Annotated in this window: 16 protein-coding genes; 11 read left to right on the forward strand and 5 right to left on the reverse strand. The window is 68.6% G+C overall.

Annotated features, from left to right (window positions below):
• Window positions 1-31: 31 nt before the first annotated feature.
• Window positions 32-631: a GNAT family N-acetyltransferase gene (locus IE264_RS14395; protein WP_032757471.1), complete on the reverse strand. Its 600-nt coding sequence runs from the start codon at window positions 629-631 to the stop codon at window positions 32-34.
• A gap of 180 nt (window positions 632-811) precedes the next feature.
• Here IE264_RS14395 and IE264_RS14400 point away from each other — a divergent pair, with 180 nt between their 5' ends.
• Window positions 812-1,294: an RICIN domain-containing protein gene (locus IE264_RS14400; RefSeq protein ID WP_032757469.1), complete on the forward strand. Its 483-nt coding sequence runs from the start codon at window positions 812-814 to the stop codon at window positions 1,292-1,294.
• Between the two features lie 15 nt (window positions 1,295-1,309).
• On the opposite strand, the gene IE264_RS14405 is transcribed toward IE264_RS14400, so the two are convergent.
• Both IE264_RS14405 and IE264_RS14410 read right to left on the reverse strand, forming a co-directional pair.
• Complete coding sequence (locus tag IE264_RS14405) at window positions 1,310-1,783, reverse strand: hypothetical protein (RefSeq protein WP_015611615.1); 474 nt, start codon at window positions 1,781-1,783, stop codon at window positions 1,310-1,312.
• Between the two features lie 107 nt (window positions 1,784-1,890).
• Complete coding sequence (locus IE264_RS14410) at window positions 1,891-2,271, reverse strand: winged helix-turn-helix transcriptional regulator (protein WP_015611616.1); 381 nt, start codon at window positions 2,269-2,271, stop codon at window positions 1,891-1,893.
• Between the two features lie 158 nt (window positions 2,272-2,429).
• Here IE264_RS14410 and IE264_RS14415 point away from each other — a divergent pair, with 158 nt between their 5' ends.
• From IE264_RS14415 to IE264_RS14440, 6 genes are all read left to right on the forward strand, one after another.
• Window positions 2,430-2,837 carry a RidA family protein gene (locus IE264_RS14415; protein ID WP_032757468.1) on the forward strand — a complete coding sequence of 136 codons (408 nt, stop codon included), beginning with the start codon at window positions 2,430-2,432 and terminating at the stop codon, window positions 2,835-2,837.
• A 211-nt stretch (window positions 2,838-3,048) separates the two neighbouring features.
• On the forward strand, window positions 3,049-3,315 hold the full coding sequence (locus IE264_RS14420; protein ID WP_015611618.1) for a GlsB/YeaQ/YmgE family stress response membrane protein: 267 nt from the start codon (window positions 3,049-3,051) through the stop codon (window positions 3,313-3,315).
• Window positions 3,316-3,459: 144 nt separating this feature from the next.
• A complete protein-coding gene (locus IE264_RS14425) occupies window positions 3,460-4,983 on the forward strand; it encodes a catalase (protein WP_032757466.1) in 1,524 nt (507 codons plus the stop codon).
• A 480-nt stretch (window positions 4,984-5,463) separates the two neighbouring features.
• Window positions 5,464-9,114, forward strand: coding sequence for a laminin G domain-containing protein (locus IE264_RS14430; protein WP_308428512.1), 3,651 nt, complete (start codon window positions 5,464-5,466; stop codon window positions 9,112-9,114).
• A 156-nt stretch (window positions 9,115-9,270) separates the two neighbouring features.
• Window positions 9,271-15,873, forward strand: coding sequence for an RHS repeat-associated core domain-containing protein (locus tag IE264_RS14435; RefSeq protein ID WP_106973107.1), 6,603 nt, complete (start codon window positions 9,271-9,273; stop codon window positions 15,871-15,873).
• A 77-nt stretch (window positions 15,874-15,950) separates the two neighbouring features.
• On the forward strand, window positions 15,951-16,427 hold the full coding sequence (locus IE264_RS14440) for a hypothetical protein (RefSeq protein WP_051821838.1): 477 nt from the start codon (window positions 15,951-15,953) through the stop codon (window positions 16,425-16,427).
• A 62-nt stretch (window positions 16,428-16,489) separates the two neighbouring features.
• Here the strand turns inward: IE264_RS14440 and IE264_RS14445 are convergent, their stop codons facing one another.
• Window positions 16,490-17,047, reverse strand: a complete 558-nt coding sequence (locus IE264_RS14445) for an MSMEG_1061 family FMN-dependent PPOX-type flavoprotein (RefSeq protein WP_032757465.1) — start codon at window positions 17,045-17,047, stop codon at window positions 16,490-16,492.
• 216 nt (window positions 17,048-17,263) lie between these two features.
• Between IE264_RS14445 and IE264_RS14450 the strand changes: the two genes are divergently transcribed.
• The 4 genes from IE264_RS14450 to IE264_RS14465 all read left to right on the forward strand — a co-directional run bounded on the left by IE264_RS14450 (window position 17,264) and on the right by IE264_RS14465 (window position 21,383).
• Window positions 17,264-18,331 (forward strand): FecCD family ABC transporter permease, encoded by a 1,068-nt coding sequence (locus IE264_RS14450; protein ID WP_032757464.1) that lies wholly within the window; start codon window positions 17,264-17,266, stop codon window positions 18,329-18,331.
• Window positions 18,328-19,413 (forward strand): FecCD family ABC transporter permease, encoded by a 1,086-nt coding sequence (locus IE264_RS14455; RefSeq protein ID WP_051821837.1) that lies wholly within the window; start codon window positions 18,328-18,330, stop codon window positions 19,411-19,413. The genes IE264_RS14450 and IE264_RS14455 overlap by 4 nt, the downstream gene beginning before the upstream one ends.
• A gap of 1 nt (window position 19,414) precedes the next feature.
• On the forward strand, window positions 19,415-20,281 hold the full coding sequence (locus IE264_RS14460; protein WP_032757462.1) for an ABC transporter ATP-binding protein: 867 nt from the start codon (window positions 19,415-19,417) through the stop codon (window positions 20,279-20,281).
• A gap of 79 nt (window positions 20,282-20,360) precedes the next feature.
• On the forward strand, window positions 20,361-21,383 hold the full coding sequence (locus tag IE264_RS14465; RefSeq protein ID WP_032757461.1) for an iron-siderophore ABC transporter substrate-binding protein: 1,023 nt from the start codon (window positions 20,361-20,363) through the stop codon (window positions 21,381-21,383).
• Between the two features lie 115 nt (window positions 21,384-21,498).
• Here IE264_RS14465 and IE264_RS14470 read toward each other — a convergent pair whose 3' ends face one another.
• Window positions 21,499-22,125 carry a YceI family protein gene (locus tag IE264_RS14470; protein WP_032757460.1) on the reverse strand — a complete coding sequence of 209 codons (627 nt, stop codon included), beginning with the start codon at window positions 22,123-22,125 and terminating at the stop codon, window positions 21,499-21,501.
• Window positions 22,126-22,273: the final 148 nt, after the last annotated feature.

The following is a 22,273-nucleotide window of genomic DNA, read 5'->3' on the forward strand; positions in this document are numbered from 1 at the left end:
GCCGTGGGCCGGCTTCCGTGCCCCGGGTCGCTCAGGTGCGCGGCTCGCGCCACATCCCCCACAGCCTCGGGCCGCCGTCGCCCGGGAGCCGGAACTCCTCGCGCAGGGTGAAGCCGAAGTGTTCGTAGACGGGGAGGTTGGAGGCCTTGGAGGACTCCAGGTAGACGGGCTGCCCGGCCGCGTCGGCCTTCGCCAGGCCCGAGCGGAGGAGGCGGGCCCCGTGGCCCTGGCCCTGGGCGGCAGGGTCCGCGCCGATCAACGCCAGGGACCAGTGCGGTTCCTGGGGTGTGTGGCCGGCGGCCGTCATGACGGCGTCCCGGAAGAGGTCGGCCCGGTCGCCGAGGATCCGGCGCAGTTCCTCGATGGTCTCCGCGTCGGGAACGGCCTTCGCCTGCGCCTCCGGCGCCACCCAGAACGCGGCCGCGGCCCCGGTGCGCTCGCACACGCCGTGGTGGACGTACTGCCGGGTGAAGAGCGTGGTGAAGTAGCGGCCCAGCGCCGCCTCGCGGGATGCGGCATCGGGGAGGAACCAGCGCATCATCGGGTCGTCGTCGAAGGCGAGGGCCAGGGTGCGGCTGATGTCCGGAGCGTCGTCGGCCGTGGCCGGACGCGGCGTGTTCGATATCGGCATAAAAGCTATTCTGCACACGATGATCTTGGGCGGTGGGGGAGGGGTGCCGGTTCAGGATCCGGCGGCGGGTGGCGGCTTTGCGCCGGATCACGATCCATTTCCAGCAAGTGGCGTGCGGGGCAGGGGGGTTGAGGGGAATCTTTCAACGCCTCAACTCACCTACCCGAAGGGTTACCCCTCATGGCCGACGTGCTCCGTAAGCTCCTCGTACCTGCCCTGCTCGCACTGACGCCCTTAGCCCTGCCATCGCCCGTGGCGGCAGCCACCGCTGCTCCCGCCGAAGTGGGGCCGGCTGCCGGTGTCATGTGTCTGAACAGCAACTATCCGACCACCCGCATCGTCAATGTGGTGTCGTGCAGCTCCGGGGCCGGGCAGCGCTGGACCGTCAGCGGCGAGGCGGTCTTCCAGTCCGCGCACCCCAGCATGTGTCTGACCAGCGACTACCCGAGAAGCCGGATCGTCAACGTCGAGTCGTGCAACTCCAGCACCCGTCAGCGCTGGACCATCAGCGGCGAGGCGGTCTTCCAGTCCGCGCACCCCAGCATGTGCCTGTCCAGCGACTACCCGAGAAGCCGGATCGTCAACGTCGAGTCGTGCAACCCCTCCGGGATCCGGCAGCACTGGACCATCCTGGGGGAGCAGATCAGCATGACCCTGGTGTGACCTGCTGATCCGCCATCAGGACGCGCCGGGGCTCTCCGGCTTCGGTGCCTTTCGCGCAACGGCGTCCGCGCGCAGGGCGATCGCTGCCCAGATGCCCGCCAGGACCAGCGCACCCGCCACCATGGCGGCGAGCTCCGGCGTCTCCGGGCGCCAGCCCAGGGAGAGGCGCGTGCCTATAAGGAGGAGGATCACGGCGATCGTGCCGGGGGAGGGCACCGGCACCTTGGCGGCCGCTGCCCGCAGAACGGCAGTCGCCGCCAGGCCGGTGACGGCCCAGGCGCCCAGGTAGGTCCAGGGCGACCCCGGGGCGGCGGCGAGCAGCCCGTAGTCGTCGGGGCCGAGGCGGAACAGCGAGCCGGCCCAGCCCAGGCCCACCCCCAAGGCGGTGACGCCCACCACCCACAGGGCGTGGCGCCACAACGGGCCTGGTCGTACGGTCACTTCGTCGTCATCGGGGGCGCCCGAATCGGACGGGTCCAGGAAATCCATCACGCACGTGGAGACGCGCGAAGGGGGGCGGGCGTTGCGTCGGACGGGCGATCACTTGATCGGATCGGGTCGGGCCGCCGCCCGCACCCCTTCGCCCCCCCCGGGACTCAGCCCGAGAAGCGGCCCCGGGCCTCCTCGATGTGACCGAGGTGCTGCTGGGTCCAGTCGCACATGAGGTGGACCGTCCCCCGCAGACCCTGGCCGGGCTCGGTGAGGGTGTACTCGACCCTCGGCGGCACGGTCGGGTACACGGTCCGCTCCACCAGTCCGTTGCGCTCCAGCATGCGGAGGTTCTGGGTGAGCATCTTGTGGCTGATGCCGTCGATGTCCTTGAGCACCTCGCTGAAGCGCAGGGTGCGGTCACCGAGGGTCTCGATGATCAGGAGCGCCCACTTGTTGGCGACGTCCGAGAAGATCTCGCGCGCCAGCGAGTCCGCGCGCCGCAGGTCCGCCTCGTCGGGCGAGCCGCTGAACTGCTTGGTCACCATGAGGTTCCTCCGTCACCGAAAAGTGCGTTCTTCCACGTCAGCGCTCACTCTCCTACGGTTCCTGGGTAACCACAAGAGACCGGAACATCCCGGTCCGGTGGCAGCTGGGGGCCCGTGCGGGCTCCCCTCCACCAGCTCTCTACGAGGAGGCGCGGAACATGGCCATCACTCTGTTGGACCCCGAGGGACTGCCGAAGGCCGGGGTCTACCGGCAGGTCTCGGTCGCGACGGGTTCGAAGCTCGTCTTCATCGCCGGGCAGGTCGCCTGGGACGCCGACGGCGCCACGGTCGGTGCGGGCGACCTCGCCGCCCAGGTCGAGCAGTGCTACCTCAACATCGGAACGGCTCTGGCCGGCGCCGGAGGTTCCTTCGACGACGTGGCGAAGCTGACGGTGTACGTCGTCGACTGGACACCCGACAAGATGGAGCAGTTCCTGGAGGGCGCTGCCCGGGCGGCGGCGAAGCTGGGCGTCACCCCGGTCCCGCCGGGCACGCTGGTGGGTGTCGCGGCCCTGGACGTACCGGAGCACCTGGTGGAGATCGAGGCGACGGCGGTCCTGGACTGAACGACGGGAAGGGCCGGCGAGACCGGAGGGGCCGGGGCGGGCCCGTCCCCGCCTCCGTCCCCGTACGGCGTAGCGCATACCGGCGAATGACGGATCCCCTGGGGTGACGGCCGGGATCCGGTCCATGTGTGAGCTTCCTTTACGGGGATACGCGGAGGGTGCCGGGCGCCACAGGGGTGCCGGCACGTCGGCAACGTAAAGGGAGAATTTCGTGAGCATCATCGCCTGGATCCTCATCGGCCTGTTCGCGGGACTCATCGCCAAGGCGCTGACTCCGGGCAAGGACCCGGGGGGCTGTCTCCTCACGATGGTGATCGGGATCGTGGGCGGGCTGCTCGGCGGCTGGCTGGGCAAGGTGATCTTCGGCGTCGACTCGATCGACGGATTCTTCAGCCTGTCGACGTGGATCGCGGCCATCGTCGGTTCGGTGATCGTTCTGCTCGTCTACCGCCTGGTCACGGGGCAGCGCTCCCGCTGACGCGGTCCGGGGGCCCCGCTGGGCCGACTCCTCGACGGGTCGGTTCATCCATGTTTGCCTACATTGGCAGAGGGCCAGTAGGGCAGCCGTAGCAGGAGACATCGCCGACACGTCTGCGGAAGACAAACAAGAGGAAACGACGACATGACCGACACCTCGCGCAAGCCGACCACCTCCGACTCCGGTGCCCCGGTGGAGAGCGACGAGCATTCGCTCACCGTCGGCCCGGGCGGGCCGATCCTGCTCCAGGACTCCTACCTGATCGAGCAGATGGCCCAGTTCAACCGCGAACGCATCCCCGAGCGCCAGCCGCACGCCAAGGGCAGCGGGGCCTTCGGGAAGTTCGAAGTGACCGCGGACGTCTCCGCGTACACGAAGGCCGCACTCTTCCAGCCCGGCACCACGACCGAGCTGGTCGCGCGGTTCTCCACCGTGGCGGGGGAGCGGGGCAGCCCGGACACCTGGCGGGACCCGCGCGGCTTCGCGGTGAAGTTCTACACCAGCGAAGGCAACTACGACATGGTGGGCAACAACACCCCCGTGTTCTTCGTGAAGGACCCGATGAAGTTCCAGCACTTCATCCGGTCCCAGAAACGCCGGGCGGACAACAACCTCCGCGACCACGACATGCAGTGGGACTTCTGGACGCTCTCGCCGGAGTCGGCCCACCAGGTCACCTGGCTGATGGGCGACCGGGGGATCCCGCGCAGCTGGCGCCACATGAACGGCTACACCTCGCACACGTACATGTGGATCAACGCGCAGGGTGAGCGGTTCTGGGTGAAGTACCACTTCAAGACCGACCAGGGCGTCGAGACGTTCACGCAGGACGAGGGCGACCAGATGGCCTCCGCGGACACTGATTACCACACGCGTGATCTGTTCGAGCACATCCGCGACGGGGAGTACCCGAGCTGGACGCTGAAGGTCCAGATCATGCCGTACGAGGACGCCAAGGACTACCGGTTCAACCCCTTCGACCTGACCAAGGTGTGGCCGCACGGCGACTACCCGCTGATCGAGGTCGGCCGGATGACGCTGGACCGCAACCCCACGGACAACCACGCGGAGATCGAGCAGGCGGCGTTCCAGCCGAACAACTTCGTCCCCGGCATCGGCCCGAGCCCGGACCGCATGCTCCTGGCCCGGCTGTTCAGCTACGCGGACGCGCACCGCTACCGCATCGGCGGCAACTACCAGCAGCTGCCCGTCAACGCCCCCGTGGCCCCGGTGCACACGTACTCCAAGGACGGAGCGATGGCGTACCGGAAGACCACCGACCCGGTCTACGCCCCGAACTCCAAGGGCGGCCCGGCGGCCGACACCGAGCGCTACGGCACCCCGCCGAGCTGGTACGCCGACGGTGACATCACCCGGGCGGCCTACGTCGACCACGCCGAGGACGACGACTGGGGCCAGGCGGGCACCATGGTCCGCGAGGTCCTGGACGACGCGGGGCGGGACCGGCTGGTGGACAACATCGTCGGCCACCTCCTGAACGGCGTGACCGAACCGGTCCTCCAGCGGGCGTTCACCTACTGGTCGAACGTCGACGCCACACTCGGCAAGCGCGTCGAGCAGGGCGTACGCGCGAAGGCGGGCGAGAAGGACCCGAAGGCGGCGGACCAAGGCAACCCGGCCCGCTCGTCGATGCAGCACAAGGCCTGAGGCGGCCGGACTGCAGAAGTGAAGGAGCAGGCCCGGGCCCCGTCGTTGACGGGGCCCGGGCCTGCTCATTTACCACACCTGGCGGACGGCAACGTCAGACGTCCGCCGACCGGTTCCGCCTAGCGCCGTGAAGCCGACACGCTGGCCGGCGTCCCCTCGCAACGGCTCCGTACCGTGGTCTTGCCGCCATCAGCGTTCCGACGCAAGGCAGTTGAAATCGTCCGCCCGGCCCTGCGGCGGCGCGCCCCGACCTCCTCCAGGGCGCCACCTCGTGGCAACGACGCTGTGGGCGGCCGCGACCAGCCTCTCGATGTACGCCTAGTGGCATTGATCTCATTGACGCCATGTCAATGATCCGGTTAGGTCTGCCGCCTGTGACTTTCATATGAAAATAGGGTGGGCATTGTGAAGAGGGGGTCGTTGCGCTCCATGCGCAATCGGCGAACGAACCACTGGCGAGGTGGTTTTCGGGGTGCAGCGGTGACCGTGGCGCTCGCTGTAGCTGCTTCCGTGGTGGCACCGGTCTCGTCCGGCTGGGCCGAGACCGGGCTGTCCGACGACCGGTCGGCACTCGAGGAGGCCGCCGAAAGCGGCCGTCCGGTCGAGGTGCTGGCCGAACGGACCGAGTACACGCAGACGATGGCCAATCCGGACGGCACGCTCACACTGACGCAGTCGACCGAACCGCAGCGGGTCCGCGGCGCGAACGGCTCCTGGCGGGACACGGACGCCACTCTCGAACGGCGTCAGGACGGCAGTGTCGGTCCGAAGGGAGCCGTCGTGGACCTGCGGTTCTCCGGTGGCGGGGCGGGCGAGGACCTGGTGCGCCTGGGCGGGCAGCGGGGCGCCATGACGCTGGCCTGGCCTGGCCCGCTGCCGAAGCCGGTGCTCGAGGGTGCGACAGCCACGTACCCCGAGGTGCTCAAGGGCGTCGACCTGCAACTGACCGCGACGCTGGAGGGATACCGCCAGGTCTTGGTGGTCAAGTCAGCCGAAGCGGCGGCCAACCCGGCGCTCAGCGAAATCACCATGGGCGCGCGCGGTGAAGGGCTGCGTATCCAGCCCGGTTCCGGAGGCGGTATCAGCGCCGTCGACGAGGACGGCAACGTCGCCTTCAGCGGTCCTGTCGGTCAGATGTGGGACTCGGCGGGCGATGACGTCACGACCGTACGGGCCTCCCGGACGGCATTCTCGACGCGTTCGGGCTCGCCGGCCGCGGAGTCCGGCGAAGGCCCGATGGGAGCCGACGAGTCGGCCCGGCCGAGCAAGGGGGACGCCAGCGCGCTCCTGCCGGTCAAGGTCGGGAGCGGAGCGATCACCGTCGAGCCGGACCTGGACGTCCTGCGCGGCAAGGACACGGTCTATCCGGTCTATATCGACCCGCCGATCGGTGCCGAACATTCCGAACGCAGCGTGCTGTCGTCCGACGGTGACCGCTTCTGGCAGTTCAGCGGCGACTACGGCGTCGGCCGGTGCAGTACTGCCGGGCCGTACTACTGCACCACGGGCGCCAGTTACACGAACCGGATGTTCTTCGAGTTCGCACCCACGAAGCTCACCGGCAAGCATGTCCTGGACGCGACGTTCCGGGCGTACGAGACCTGGTCCTTCGACTGCACCCCGCACTGGGTGGACCTCAAGCGGACCGACAACATTTCCAAGGCCACCAAGTGGCCAGGCCCCGCGGTACTGGACCACATGGGTGACCGCAACGTCTCCGCGGGCCGGAGCACCAACTGCAGCCCGTCCCAGCCGGACGCTTGGATCGAGTTCAGCGACAACGCCGACGAGACGGACGAGAACCTCACTTCCACGGTGCGCAGCTTCGCCGAAGGCAAGTTCTCGCGATTCACCTTGTCCCTGCGGGCCAAGGACGAAGGCGACGCGTCGGCCTGGAAGCGCTTCGACGACAATGCCGAACTTCAGGTCATCTACGTACCCAAGCCGGGTGTGCCGACCAGCGTCGGCGTGATCCCTGGTGACGGGACGCAGCAGTACTGTTCGAAGTCCGCGACTGCGCCCACCACGGTGACGCGCCTCGACCCGATGCTCCAAGGGGCGCTCCAGACCCAGGTGCAGCCGAAGAGCGGCGAGTTCACCGGCTCCCTGCGGGCCTACTTCCACGTGGAACAACAGAACGGGAGCACCTGGGCCACGGCGTGGACGGCCATGTCACCGGCGTCGGGTTTCCGGCCGGACGGACATGTGGAGAGAGTCCGCATCTCCTCCCGTGCCGACGGAACGCTGTACCGGATGAAGGCGCTGACCCAGTCCTACTGGACACTCAACAAGGTGACGTCCAAGGTGTCCTCGGGCTACTCACCCTGGTGCTATTTTAAGATAGACGCGACATCGCCCAAGGCCCCTCAGATAACAAGTACCGGCGTCTACACCTCCTGCACAGCAACACTGTGCGAGGGCAAGGGCGGTCCGGGGCGGGCGGGGCAGTTCAAACTCACGCCCAACGCCGCGGACAAGGACATCATCGGCTACCGCTGGCGGCTCCTGAGCGACAAGGGCGCCAAGGAGGCGACCGGATCCTCCGTCACGGTCGCGCCGGTCCCGGCGCTTTCCGGCACCCAGGTGCTGACGGTGGAGGCCAGGGACGTCCGTAGCCGCTGGGGAGCCCCGGCGGAGTTCGTCTTCAAGGTCGCCCCGGCGGCAGGACCGGTGGGACGCTGGCACTTCGCGGACGGCGTGCCGGGTTCCGCGGTCAAGACCGCGGCAGACAGCGCCACCGAGGGTCTTCGGCACGACGCGACGCTGTACCCGCAGGCCGGCAACACCTCTGCCACCTGGTCGGTCATGGGGCGCCGCGGTACGGATGACTACTCCTTGTCGCTGAACGACGACACCAGCGACCCGGCCAAGCAGGTGGGCTATGCGTCCACCGCCACGCCCCCGTTGAACACCAAGGAGTCGTTCACCATCTCCACGTGGGCTCTGCTCACCGACGCCTCCCAGACCCGCGTGGTGGCCTCGGCCCCGGGCGCCTACGGCTCGGCGTTCCACATCTATTACTCACCCGATGCGAGGCGGTGGGTCTTCAACCGCGCGGTCGCCGATGTACAGAGCCCCGTCTACGTCAGGTCCTACGGTTCCACGGTGGACCCGCCCATGGAGGTGTGGACCCACCTGGCCGGTGTCTTCGACACCAAGGGTGACAGCGACAAGACGAACGACACAATCCAGCTGTTCGTCAACGGCCGGGCCCAGGGGGCTCCGGTGGGGCTGCACAGCACCAACGCGAGCTACACGCCGGCTGCCTCCACAGGAGGCATGTACTTCGGCCGCTCGAAGATCGGCCAGTACTTCTCCGGCCGCGTCGACGAGGTGACCGTCTGGCAGCGGCCGCTCACCTCCGATGAGGTGCGGGAGGACAGTGCTCTGCGTCAGGACGGTGTACCGGCGACCGAGTTGGTGGGTTACTGGGATACCGCTGGGGCTACCGACGGCAAGGTTCCTGAATGGACCTGGTACGCCTCGGTCGACATGGACATTTCGGCGACCGGGGCGACCGCGGACGCGGAGAACAACGAACTGCGGCTCGACGGAGTGTCGGGTGGCATATCGACGTACGGCCCGGCCGTGGACGAGACCGGATCGTTCACCGTCACCGCGGACGTCAAACTGGACGCCGCCCTGTTCGCGGCCAAACCCGTGGGTTACCGAGCCCAGGTGTTCGGCCAGCAGACACCGTCCGCGGGGGAATCCTCCTGGGCGCTCTGGGTGGAGAAGGTCTCCCAGGACGGCTACCTGTGGCGCTTCGGCCGTACGGCGACCGATGCCACCGGCAAGGTGATCGAAACCGGTTCTGTTCCCTCCGGAGCGAGCGCCGAGATGGACACCTGGGTGCAGATCACCGGTGTGTACGACGCCACCGAGAGCACCGAGGAAGGCTTCGGAGAGACGCACCTGTACGTCAACGAAGCTGAACAGGCCCGCGAGGAGAAGTCCGCGTTCACCACGCCTATGCAGGGGAGCGGGGACCTCGCCGCGGGCCGCGGCTCCGCCGGCGGGAAGACGGGGCATCATCTCCCCGGCGCTCTTGACGAGATGCGCATCTGGACGGGTGCCATGACCGCCGATCAGGTCAGCATCAAGGCACTCGGCAACCCGGGCGAAGAGTAACCACGCCCCCCGCCCAAGGCCGGACGGTGGGCAGCGCTCCCCCGTCCGGCCGTCAGGGCTGTCCTGGACGCGTTCTTCCCGACCGTCCGAGCAGCCACGAATGAGCGCTGCTCGCACACGCCGCCGCCAGCGGCAATATCTGAAATGGACATCCACATGAACGGGCACATACCGGCTGCCGACGGCGGTCGGCACAGACCGGGAGCCAGGAGAGCGGCGCGCCGAGTCGCAGCCGTTCTCAGCTTTCTGCTTCTGCCGGGACTTCTGGCACCCGTGGCGTTCGCGGCCGACACCGATCCGCTGGGCAAGCCGCGTCTGAAGGCCGCGCGCCCGGACAAGGTCTCGCCGTTCACCGCGAAGACGAACAAGAAGACCGCCGCGGCAGTGGAAGAGGGGGCGGCCGCGGTCCGGCGGGACGCCGCACGTGCCAAGACGGAACAGGCGGCCCGCAGTGTGACCTGGCCGCGGGCCGGCAGCGCCATGCTGACGCCGTCGGCCACAGGCACGGCCTTGGCGGCCCCGGGGACTCTGCCTGTAGAACTCAAGGATTTCGAGTCGGCGGACAAGAAGCTGGCGGACAAGAACAAGGCGCTGACGCCAGGTGACGGCGTGAAGGTCAGTGTCCTGGACCAGAGTGCGGCCGTCCGGCTGGGTGTCAAAGGCGTCGTCCTGACGGTCAAGGGTCCCAGCGGCGGGGGGTCGGCGGACCTGGGTATCGACTATTCGGCGTTCGCCTCGGCCTACGGCGGGGACTGGGCGGGGCGCCTGCAGATTCTGCGGCTCCCGGCCTGTGCGCTGACGAACGATGCGAGCGCCAAGTGCCGGAGCCGCACACCGCTGAAGTCCGCCAATCACCGCAAGGACCAGACGATCGAGAGCCGGCTGGTCTTCACCGGCGCCTCGGACAAGCTGCGGTCGTCCTCTGCTTCAGCCGGAACCATGGTGCTGGCCCTCGCCGCGGGTACGAAGTCCGGCGGCGGCGACTACAAGGCCACACCGCTCGAGTCCTCCTCGGCATGGGCGGCCGGCGGGTCCTCCGGCACATTCACCTGGTCCTACCCGCTGCGGGTTCCGCCGTCGGCGGCCGGCCCGAAGCCGGACCTGGCGATCTCCTATGACTCGGGCAGCGTCGATGGCCGGACCGCGTCGACCAACAACCAGGGCACGGTCATCGGTGAGGGTTTCGACATCACCTCCTCCTTCATCGAGCGCAAGTACGGCTCCTGCGACGACGACGGGCAAACCGACAAGTCCGATCTGTGCTGGAAGTACGACAACGCCTCACTGGTCCTGAACGGTCAGGCCACCGAGCTCGTCAAGGACGACACCACGGGGAAGTGGCGGCTCAAGAACGACGATGCCTCGACCGTCACCCGCTCCACCGGTGCGGACAACGGCGACGACAACGGGGAGCACTGGACCGTCGTCACCGGAAACGGCACCAAGTACGTCTTCGGCCTGGACAAGCTGGAGGGTGCACCGGCGGGCAACCGCACCGAGTCGGTGTGGACCGTCCCCGTCTTCGGTGACGACGAGGGCGAGCCGGGATACGCGGACGGCACCAGTTTCGCGGGCCGGTCGAAGAAGCAGGCGTGGCGCTGGAACCTCGACTACGTGGAGGACACCCACGCGAACGCCATGACGTACTGGTACGCGGCCGAGACGAACAACTACGATCAGCTCGGCGACGACGACACCGGCACGCCCTACATCCGCGGCGGATATCTCAAGGAAATCCGCTACGGCCAGCGCGCCGGAGCGCTCTTCACCGGCTCACCGCAAGCGTCGGACAAGGTTGTCTTCTCCTATGCCGAGCGGTGCATCGCAGCCGGGACCGGTTGCGATGCCCTGGGGAAGGACACCCGGGCCAATTGGCCGGACGTTCCCTTCGACGCGGTCTGTCAGGACAGCAAGAAGTGCACCGGCAACGTCGGCCCCAGCTTCTTCACCCGCAAGCGCATGACGGCGATCGCCACGTATGCCTGGGACGCCGCAGCGGCAACCCCGGGATTCGCCAAGGTGGACACCTGGGCGCTGAAGCAGAAGTACCTCGACCCCGGTGACACGGGTGACACCACCGACCAGTCCTTGTGGCTGAACGAGATCCGGCACACGGGGAACCGGGGCACAGCACTCAGCCTGGACCCCGTAACCTTCCAGCACGAGTTTCTCGCCAACCGTGTCGACGGCGAGACCGACGACATCCTCCCGCTGTACAAGCCGCGCCTGTACACCATCACCTCCGAGGCGGGCTCGCAGACCGTCGTCACCTACCTGCCGTCGGACTGCGCCGCGGCCGGGACGAAGCCCAGGGCCGACGAGAACACCAAGCGCTGCTATCCGGTGCGTTGGGCCCCCAACGGGGGGCAGGAACCGACGCTGGACTGGTTCCAGAAGTACCCGGTACAGACCGTCTCGAACTCGGACCCCCACGGCGGCTCCGAGGCCGTGCTGCACACCTACCAGTATTCGGGTGGCGGTGCGTGGCACTACAACGAGGACCCGTTCACTCCTGAGGAGGAACGCACCTGGTCGATCTGGCGCGGCTTCCAGCGGGTGACCCATTTCGTCGGCTCCGGACGCGACGGCCGTGCCCGGAGCAGGACGGTGACCGTCTTCATGCGCGGGATGCACGGCGACCGAGTCCTAGGGCCGGACGGCCGGACGCTTGACCCGGACAAGCGGAGAACGGCCACGGTCACCGGTATCAAGGCACCGGCCATCGACGACCACGGCCAATACGCCGGCTTCACCCGGGAGACGGTGACCTACGACAACACGGTCGAGGTGGCCGGCACGGTCAACGACCCCTGGTCCAGGCGGACAGCCACACAGCACAAGTCCTACGCGGATATCGAGGCCTACTACGTTCGCAGCGGTGCCAGTCACGCCCGTACCAACGTCACCAGCGGCACGACCCCCTACGACCGGGTGCGGACCACGACGACGTCCTACGACGACTACGGCATGGCCGAGGCCGTGGAGGATCGCGGGGACAACGCGGTGCCCGGGGACGAGAAGTGCACACGTACCTGGTACGCGCGTAACGACGCTGCCGGTATCAATTCCCTCGTCTCCCGCACCCGCACGGTGGCGAAGGCGTGTGGCGTCAAGGACGCCGCGCTGGATCTCCCCGCTGACAGCAGGAGGCCCGGCGACGTCATCTCCGACACCGCGACCTCCTACGACTCCACCACCTGGACAGCCGCGCAGAAACCTGTGAAGGGTGAGGCCCGCTGGACCGGCCGGGCCCAGAGCTACGACGCGGCTGACGCTCCGGTGTGGCAGAAGATGACCACCACGGACTACGACGCCCTGGGCCGCGCCGAGTTGGTCAAGGACATGAACGATAAGCTGACGGCGCAGACGACGTACGTACCGACGCTCACAGGCCCGGTGACGGCGACGACCGTCAAGAACGCGAAACTCCACGCCACGACCACCGCGCTCGACATCGGCACGGGCTTCGGGACGAAGGTCACCGACCCGAACGGAAGGGTGACGGAGTCCGAGTACGACGCTCTCGGCCGTGTCGTCAAGGTGTGGCTGCCCAACCGGTCGAAGTCGCTGGGCAAGAGCCCCAACTTTGTGTACACGTACCGGCTGATCAACACAGATGTGTCCTGGGTCGCCAGCGCGACTCTCAACGGGGATGCGAGTGGCTACAACACGACGTACGAGTTCTTCGACTCCCTACTGAGGACTCGCCAGGTGCAGGCCGTCTCCCCGGCAGGGGGAAGGATCGTCGCCCAGACGCTGTACGACGACCGCGGCCTCGCGGTCTCCACACAGGCCGACATCTGGGACAACAGGTCCGACCCGTCGGGCACCATGGTGCAGGTCGACGGGGGCCAGGCCCCGAAGCAGACCGACAACACCTTCGATGGGGCCGGCCGCGTGGTGCGGGAGGTGACGAAGAACTACAACGTGGTCCGCTCGACGATCACCACCTCCTACACCGGTGACGTGGTGGCCAAGAGCGCACCGCAGGGTGGACGAGCCACCGCGGAGGTCACCAACGCGCTCGGACAGACCGTCGAGCGCCGTGAGTACGCGGGCCCGCAACCCACGGGGACCGCGTACACGAAGACCGGCATCACCTACACGCCGACCGGCAAGCAGGACGTCATCACCGCCCCCGACAAGTCCACGTGGGACTCCGGCTATGACCTCTTCGGTCGTGAGACCAGCACGGTGGACCCGGACAAGGGCGAGGTCGTCACTGAGTACAACGCGCTCGACCAGGCGGTCAGCATCACCGACGCGCGCAACAAGGTACTGCTGTCCGGGTACGACGAGCTCGGCCGCAAGACCGGGCTGTGGGACGGAGTGAAGTCCGACGCGACGAAGCTCGCGGCGTGGACCTTCGACTCGCTGGCAAAGGGACAGCCGGACACCACAGTGCGTTACACCGGCGGATCCGGAACGGCGGGCAGGGCGTATACACAGAAGATCACTGCCTACGACCCCCTCTACCAGGCCACCGGAAACCAGCTGATTCTGCCGGACAGGACGAAGGAACCGCTGGTCGCCGCCGGCGTCCCGCAGATTCTCTCCTTCAGCACGGTCTACAACCTCGATGGCAGCATCAAACAGGCGCAGAGCCCGGCCGCGGGTGGCCTGCCTGCGGAGACCGTCTCCTACGGGTACAACTTCCGCGGAAAGGGGCTCCACACCACCGCGAAGGGTACGACCGGCTATGTGCAGGGTGCCGCCTACTCGCCGCTCGGAGACCTCAACCAGCTGTCGCTGGCGACGGACGCGGCGTCCACCAGGAAGGTGTATCTCAACTACCAGTACGAGTCCGGAACACGACGGCTCACCAACTCCTTCGCCACGTCCGACGTGCACAGCTACCGACTGCAGGACCTGGCCTTCTCGCAGGATGACGCCGGTAACGTCACCTCGATCTTCGACAACAGCACCATGGGCGGCGCAAGCCAGGCGGACTACCAGTGCTTCGCGTACGACGGGCAGCGCCGACTGACCGAAGCCTGGACACCGAAGAGCGCGGGCTGCGGCAGCGCGGGCCGCACCACGGCCAACCTCGGCGGCGCCGCACCGTACTGGACGAGCTACACGTACAACGAGGCGGGACAGCGCAAGACCTCCACCCAGCATGCTGCGGCGGGTGACACGGTCACCGACTACTCCTACGGCACGCCGACCGGGCAGCCCCATCCTCTCAGCAGCACGACCACAGGGGGCAAGGTCAGCGGCTACGCCCATGACCTGGCCGGCAACACCACCACCCGCCCCGGCAAGCAGGCGGCCGCCCAGAGCCTGATCTGGGACAGCGAAGGAAAGCTGGCCTCTGTCACGGAACCCGCCGCCGGTGGGAAGGCGGCCATAGGGACCGACTACCTGTACGACGCTGCGGGGGAACTCCTCATCCGCCGCAACAGCACCGCTGACGGCGACACCGTGCTGTACCTCGGGACCAACGAGATCCGCCTGACGAAGAAGGGAACAGGCACAACGCTGAAGGGAACCCGTTATTACTCGGCCGCTCAGCAGACGATCGCCGTGCGCACAGCGACCGCGGGCGTATCAGGTACTACGCTGACGTTCCTCGCCGCCGACCACCACGGGACGTCGAGTATCGCCGTCGACGCCGTCACGATGACCGTCGTCCGACGTTTCTCCACCCCCTTCGGAGCGCCTCGCGGCAGCGCTCCCGCCGCATGGCCCGATGACAAGGCCTTCTTGGGGAAGCCTGCCGACGTTCTTACCGGTCTGACCCACATAGGGGCACGTGAATACGATCCCGTTATCGGTCAATTCCTCAGCGTCGACCCCCTCTTGGAGATTGACAAGGCGCAGTCGCTCAATGGGTACAGCTACGCGGAGAACACTCCGGTGACTCTCTCGGACCCGAGCGGCCAGGGCTCGATTTCCTGCCAGCGAGGCAGTTGCCCCGCTGGCATGGAAGAGGCGGACAGCAACGTGTCGTCCGGGTGGGGCGGTGGCGGTGGCGGTGGTGGTGGCGGTGGCAGTGGCGGTGGTGGCACAGCCGTCACGTCGTCGGCCGGCTCGACGTCCAACGGCTTGGGCGGTTGGGTTCCCGGTGCGACGTTCAACTACATCACCGGTGCCTGGGATATTCCGTATGCCAACTTCGGAAACCTCGAAGACTTCCTTGCTCGGCAGGGTCCGGATTATGGAATCATCGACGAGGGCGGTAGTCGAAACGAGTGGGAGACCTCGCGTGCCCTGTTCTTCGGATGGCTCTGGGGAGGCGGATTTCCCTTGGCCCCGAAGCAGGAATTCCGGGGTGGTGACGCTTTCACGGCCATCCTCGCCAGCGACAGTACTTTCACGGACATGCGCGCCAAACTGGTCGGACAGGCCGTCAATGACGGCGCCGGTGCGGAGGGGGCCCTGGCTCCCCTCGACTTCAAATACCAGGACAAGGGGCCGGAGCCCGGAAGTCCGTGGTACAAGCTGAACACCCCGCGCGGTGTGGCCAATGACGTGATGGGCACGCTCAGTAATGGGTCTTTCGGAACGAAGAATCAGGCCGACGCGTTTCTCGGCAGCTATACGGCTACAGGTCAGATCACTGCTGTTGACAGGAAGAAGGGGACGGTGCGGCTCAAGTTCACCGCGACCAATCTTTCGGACTGGAACTCTGCGACGCACCTCATTCCCCGCGATAGGAATCCGGTGTTCAGGGACACTTATGGAGCCGCTGTGAGGGAGAACTTCACTTGGGAGGAGCGGTGGCCGCTGAACAGCTGTATGTGCTGGGTCGAATAGGATAGCGATATCGATCCATGGCGGCCGGTACACCGGGCGTGTACCGGCCGCCATGGATCCCACAGTGGGAGGAATGAGTGACAAGCCGTTTCGAGTCGGCGCGCGTCGCCCGCGTGCTCGCGTGCTGCGCCGCGGTGCTGATGCTCGCCTCATGTTCGGAGGGCGAGAAGACGACGACCGTGCGGGAATCCGCGGTCGTCGGCACTTGGGAGACGTCCTCGGGTGGACACATCGCGTTGAGGCGCGACAGGACGTTCGACGTCGTGGACGTGGACTGGAACGTGACCCTGAACGAGGAGTCGTGTCCCGACGGCGACGCGAAGGGCTCCTGGGGATTCTGGGCGGAAGAAGGGGAGAGCGGCCAGACGGTGGTGCTCTCCTCGACGGCGACATCAGGTGATGCCGTGGGACTGCGATTCGAGAACCCGACGGGTGCGCGCTGCACCCTCACGCTCACCGTGGTGGACAACGGCGACGCTCTGTGCGCCGCCGAGGACATGGACACGGTGTGCGGCCTCGACGTGCGCTTCACCCGGACCGGGCGGGACGTATAAGCCCGTCGCGTGATTCAGGGGGCCTCTGCCTCCGACGTCGCAACACCACCGTGCTGCGGCCGCTACGCCCCCTCCCACGTCTCCGGCGCCCACACCCCCGACCGGCGCAGTGCGTTCGGGCAGTGGCGGAAGATCTCGTCGATCTCCACCACCAGGGCCAGTTTCGGGCGCTGGCCCTTCAGGGTCATCGCGTCGAAGAACGGGGCGTCCGTCAGGATGCGGGCGCGGCCGTTGATGCGGAGGACGTCCATCGCGCCGGGTATCAGGTAGAGCAGGCCCACGTGCGGGTTGGACAGGATGTTGTGGAAGCTGTCCGCCCTGCGGTTGCCCGGGCGGTCCGGGAGGGCCAGGGTGCCGGGGTCCAGGACGTGGGTGAAGCCGGGGCCGTCGCCGCGCGGGGTGACGTCGCAGTTGCCGGAGGCGTCGGAGGTGGAGACCGCGCAGAGCGGGGAGCGGGACAGCAGGTCCAGGTCGTCCTCGGTGAGCCGGTCGTGGACCTTGTCGATGACGATGGGGTGCGGGGTGCCCAGGATCTCGCGCAGCTCCTCCGCCGAGCCCAGGGGTACGGCCCCGGCCAGCGGGCCGGAGGCGAGGGCGGCGGGGGCGGCGGCGTACGACAAGGGGAGGGCTCCGTACTCGTGGGGTGCGGCGGTGTGGGGACGGACCGGCGCTGTTAGGGTGACCTTACTTTGGGCCCCCTGTCATGCCTTCTTCGGGGTGCCCGGGTGCGGACGGCCCGCGCGCCGGAGCGCTCCGCCTACAGAACGCGCCGACGAACAAGGGTGAGAGACCGTGCACAACCGCATTCCGGCGGCCGCCGGGCCGGTGGGCAGGCCGTGAGCGGCTCGGCCCTCCTGGCGGAGGAGAAGCCGGGGGGCGGTGGCAAGGAGGCGCGGACCAGGCGCAGCCGGCCCGTCCTCGCCCTCGGGCTCCTGGCCGCCCTCGCCGTGCTGCTGCTCGCCGTCGTCGCGAGCCTCGCCATCGGCTCGGGGGACGTGCCGTTCAGCGATGTGCTGCCCGGCGTCCTCGACCCCGACCTCACCGTCAAGGGCCAGCTCGTCATCCAGGAGGTCCGCATCCCGCGCACCGTCGCCGGGCTGCTCGCCGGTGCGGCGCTCGGGCTCGCGGGGACCGTCATGCAGGGCGTCGCCCGTAACCCCCTGGCCGACCCCCAGCTCCTCGGCATCAACGCGGGCGCGTCCGTCGCCGTCGTCTGCTCGATCACGCTGCTCGGCTTCACCGTCGCCACCCAGTTCATCTGGTTCGGCTTCCTCGGCGCACTGCTCGCCGCCCTCCTCGTGTACGGGGTCGGCTCGCTCGGCCGCGAGGGTGCGACCCCGGTCAAGCTGGCCCTCGCGGGCGCCGCGACCAGTGCCGTACTCACCTCCGTGACCAGCGCGATCCTGCTCCAGGACCGTGGGAGCTACGACCAGTTCCGGTTCTGGCAGCTCGGGGCGCTGACCGCCCGCTCCTCCGAGGTGCTCTGGCAGGTCTCCCCCTTCATCCTCGTCGGGGCGGTACTCGCCCTGGCCCTCGGGCCGCAGCTCAACGCCCTCTCCCTCGGCGACGACCTCGCGCGCGGCCTCGGCCAGCGCGTCGGGGCCGCCCGGATGGTCTCGGCCCTCGCCGTGGTCCTGCTCTGCGGCGCCGCCACCGTCGTCGCCGGGCCCATCGGCTTCGTCGGCCTCGCCGTACCGCACGCCGCCCGCCTGATCACCGGGCCCGACTACCGCTGGGTGCTGCCGTACAGCATGGTCCTCGCCCCGGTCATGCTGCTCGTCGCCGACATCATCGGCCGCGTGATCGCCCCGCCCGGCGAGGTGCAGGTCGGCGTGATCACCGCCGCGGTCGGCTGCGTCCCCTTCATCTGGCTGGTCCGGCGCAGGAAGCTGGTGGAACTGTGAGCGCCGCTCCGATCGGCAAGGAAGCCATACGCACGGAGAAGGACCGGCTCGCCGATGCCGTACGGCAGGTCTCCGCCGTACGCGGACGGGGGCGCCGGCGCTCCGTCACCGTCGCGGCCGCCCTGCTCGTCGCCCTGGTCGCCGTGTTCGGCGTCTCGCTCAGCTTCGGCGACATGGTCATGCCCATCGGCAAGGTCGTCGCCACCCTCCTCGGTGGCGGCGACGGCGGATCGCAGTTCGTGGTGCTGGAGCTGCGGCTGCCCCGCGCCCTCCTCGCGATCCTCGTCGGCGCCGCGTTCGGGCTCTCCGGAGGCGTCTTCCAGACCGTGCTGCGCAACCCGCTCGCCAGCCCCGACCTCATCGGCATCAGCGCCGGAGCCAGCGCCGTCGCCGTCACCGCCGCGCTGCTGTTCCAGGTCAGCGGACTCGCCCTCTCCGCGAGCGCGCTGGCCGGTGCGATCGCCGCCGGGGCCGCGATCTACCTCCTCGCCTGGCGGCAAGGGGTCGCCGGGCAGCGGCTCGTCCTCGTCGGGATCGGCGTCGGCATGGGGCTCTCCAGCGTGGTCTGGTACGTGATGGCCCGCTCCGACGTCACCGACGCGCAGGAGGCCTTCCGCTGGCTGGCGGGCAGCCTCAACGGCCGCTCCTGGGGCCAGTTCTGGCCGATGCTCGGGGCGCTCGCCCTGCTCGTCCCGCTCACCGCCCTCGCCGCACACGCGCTGCGCCCCCTCCAGCTCGGGGACGACGCCGCCGCAGGACTCGGTACGAAGGTGGAGACCGGCCGGCTCGCCCTGCTCGGCTGCGCCACGGCCCTGGCGGGGGTCGCCACGGCGGCAGCCGGGCCCGTCGGGTTCGTGGCCTTCGTCGCCGCGCCGATCGCCCGCCGTCTGGTCCCGGGCCGGGGCGCCGCCCTGCCCCAGGCGGCCCTGACCGGCGCCCTGCTGGTTCTGGTCGCCGACTTCGCGGCCCAGCACCTGCTGCCCTCGGTCCAGCTGCCGGTGGGCGTGGTCACCAGCATCATCGGCGCCCCGTACCTGCTCCTGCTCCTGGCCCGCGCCAACCGCGTGGGCAGCGGGGGCTGAGATGACGGCGTACGAGAAGAACGAGACGCAGGACGACAACGAAAGGCGTGGCCCGGTCGTGGCTGAGCACACACTGGAAGCCCGGGACGTCCGGCTCGGCTACGGCGACCGGGAGATCGTCCCCGGCCTGAGCGTGACCGTCCCGCCCGGACGGATCACCGTCATCGTCGGCCCCAACGCCTGCGGCAAATCGACCCTCCTGCGGGCGATGGCACGGCTGCTCGCGCCCTCCGCCGGGGCGGTGCTCCTCAACGGCCGGTCCATCCAGGAGATGCCGACCAAGGAGGTCGCCGCCGTACTCGGCATCCTCCCGCAGAGCCCCACCGCGCCCGAGGGCATCACCGTCTCCGACCTGGTCGGCCGCGGCCGCTACCCGCACCAGGGCTTCTTCCGCCGCTGGAGCGCCGAGGACGACGAGGCGGTCGCGCAGGCGCTGCTCTCCACCGACGTCCTGGAGCTGGCCGACCGGCCCGTCGACGAGCTCTCGGGCGGGCAGCGCCAGCGGGTGTGGATCGCGATGGCGCTGGCGCAGCGCACGGACATCCTGCTGCTCGACGAGCCGACGACGTTCCTGGACGCCAGCCACCAGCTCGACGTGCTCGACCTGCTCACCGACCTCAACCGGGAACGCGGTGTCACGATGGTCGCCGTCCTGCACGACCTGAACCTGGCCTGCCGGTACGCGGACCACATGATCGCCATGAAGGACGGACGGATCCTGGCGGAGGGGCGGCCGGCCGACATCGTGACGGAGGAGCTGGTCGGCGAGGTCTTCGGGATGCGCTGCTCGGTGATCGAGGACCCGGCGTCGGCCACCCCGATGGTGGTTCCGCTGGGCCGCCACCATGTGAAGGGGCCGGCTGCGTAAGACCGTGGGGGACCGTTCGGGGGGCGTAACGCTCAACCCGATGGCACCGTTGTCATTAGGTGAGGCTAACCTAAAGGGCATGAACGCTTCCGCCTCCCGGCGCCCCCGCCGCACCCCCGTCTTGATGGCCGGTGCCGTCGCCGCCCTGCTCGTCGGCGTCTCCGCCTGCGGTTCGTCGGACGACTCCTCCGACACGTCCGGCTCCGCGTCCTCCGCCGCCTCCGAAGGTGCCTTCCCCGCCAAGGTCGCGACGAAGTTCGGCGAGGTCACCGTCGACAAGCAGCCCAAGCGGATCGTCGCGCTCGGCTGGGGCGACGCCGAGACCGTGCTGGCGCTCGGCGGCCAGCCGGTCGGGGCGAGCGACTGGCTGCCCTTCGGCGGCGAGGGCGTCGGCCCCTGGGCGAAGGGCATGTACGACAAGGCCCCGGAGCTCATCGGCACGATGGAGCCGGAGTTCGAGAAGATCGCCTCCCTCCAGCCCGACCTCATCCTGGACACCAAGTCCAGCGGGGACCAGACGCGCTACGACACCCTGAAGAAGATCGCCCCGACCGTGGGCGTGCCCAAGGACGGTGACCAGTACAAGATCTCGTGGGAGCAGCAGACCAAGATGATCGCCGCCGCCATGGGCGTGCCCGAGAAGGGCAAGGAGCTGATCGCGGAGACCGGGAAGAAGTTCGAGGCCGCCGCAAAGGCGCACCCCGAGTTCAAGGACGCCACGATCGTGCTCGGCTCGCGCACCTCCGAGGGGTACGGCGCGTACGTCGGGGGCACCGGCCGGGTCGACTTCGTCGAGCGCCTCGGCTTCAAGAACAGCCCGGCCGTCGAGGCCAAGGCCGGGGAGAGCTTCTCCGTCCCCATCTCCAAGGAGAACCTCGAACTCCTCGACGCCGACCTCACGGTGATGACCCCGATCGGCATCCCCGCCACGGACATCAGCAACGACCCGCTCTACAAGGCGGTCCCGTCGGTCAAGGCCGGGAACGCCCTGATCTTCGACGACCAGGGCATCTCGCAGGCGTTCGCCACGGACTCCGTGCTCTCCGTCTCGTACGCCCTGGACAAGGTCGTCCCGCTCTTCGCGGAGAAGGTCAAGAAGTAGCCCGTGCGGCACGCACGAGAGCGCGCCCCGCACCCGGATGGCACGGGTGCGGGGCGCGCTGCCGTCGTACGGGCCGTGGGCCGGCCGGCGGGGTGCTGCTGTGTTCAGCGGCGGGTCACGCCTGCGGTGCCGCCGCCTTGATCGCCGAGATGTCGAAGGTCAGCTTGACCTTGTCGCTGACCATGACGCCGCCGGTCTCCAACGCCGCGTTCCAGGTCAGGCCCCAGTCGGAGCGCAGGATGTCCGTGCTGCCCTCGAAGCCGACGCGCTCGTTGCCGTAGACGTCGGTGGCGGAGCCGTTGAACTCCAGGTTGATGGAGAGCGGGCGCGTGACGTCCTTGATGGTCAGGTCGCCGGTGATCCGGTACGCGTCGCCGCCCAGCTGCTCGGCCCGCGTCGAGCGGAACGTCATCAGGGGGAACTTCTCGGCGTCGAAGAAGTCGCCGCTGACCAGGTGGCCGTCGCGGTCGCCGATGCCGGTGTCGACGCTGGCGATCTTCACGTCGATGGCGGCGGAGGAGTTCGCCGGGTCGCTGCCGTCCAGGGTCAGGGTGCCCTCGTGCTCACCGAAGGAGCCGCGCACGTTGGTGACCATCGCGTGCCGCACCGTGAAACCGATGCTGCTGTGGGCCGGGTCGATGGTGTAGGTGCCGGTCAGGGCGGCCAGCGCCGGGTCCACCGCGGGGGCCTCGATGACGGCGGTCGGGGTGGCGGCGGTCGACTTGCGGTTGAACAGAGCCATGGCTCCTCCTCGGGGGACGTGTGCGAGCGGTGCTGCGCAGGGGTGGTGCGGGTGCGTCGTCGGCGTTGTTTAACCTTCAACGAGATTGACTGTAACTCCATCTTGTTCAAGTTTCAACCTTTCCTCGTGCCGTGCGCGCCCGGCGTGT

Origin of the sequence: Streptomyces microflavus, assembly GCF_014650075.1 — a bacterium.
Classification (GTDB): domain Bacteria; phylum Actinomycetota; class Actinomycetes; order Streptomycetales; family Streptomycetaceae; genus Streptomyces; species Streptomyces microflavus.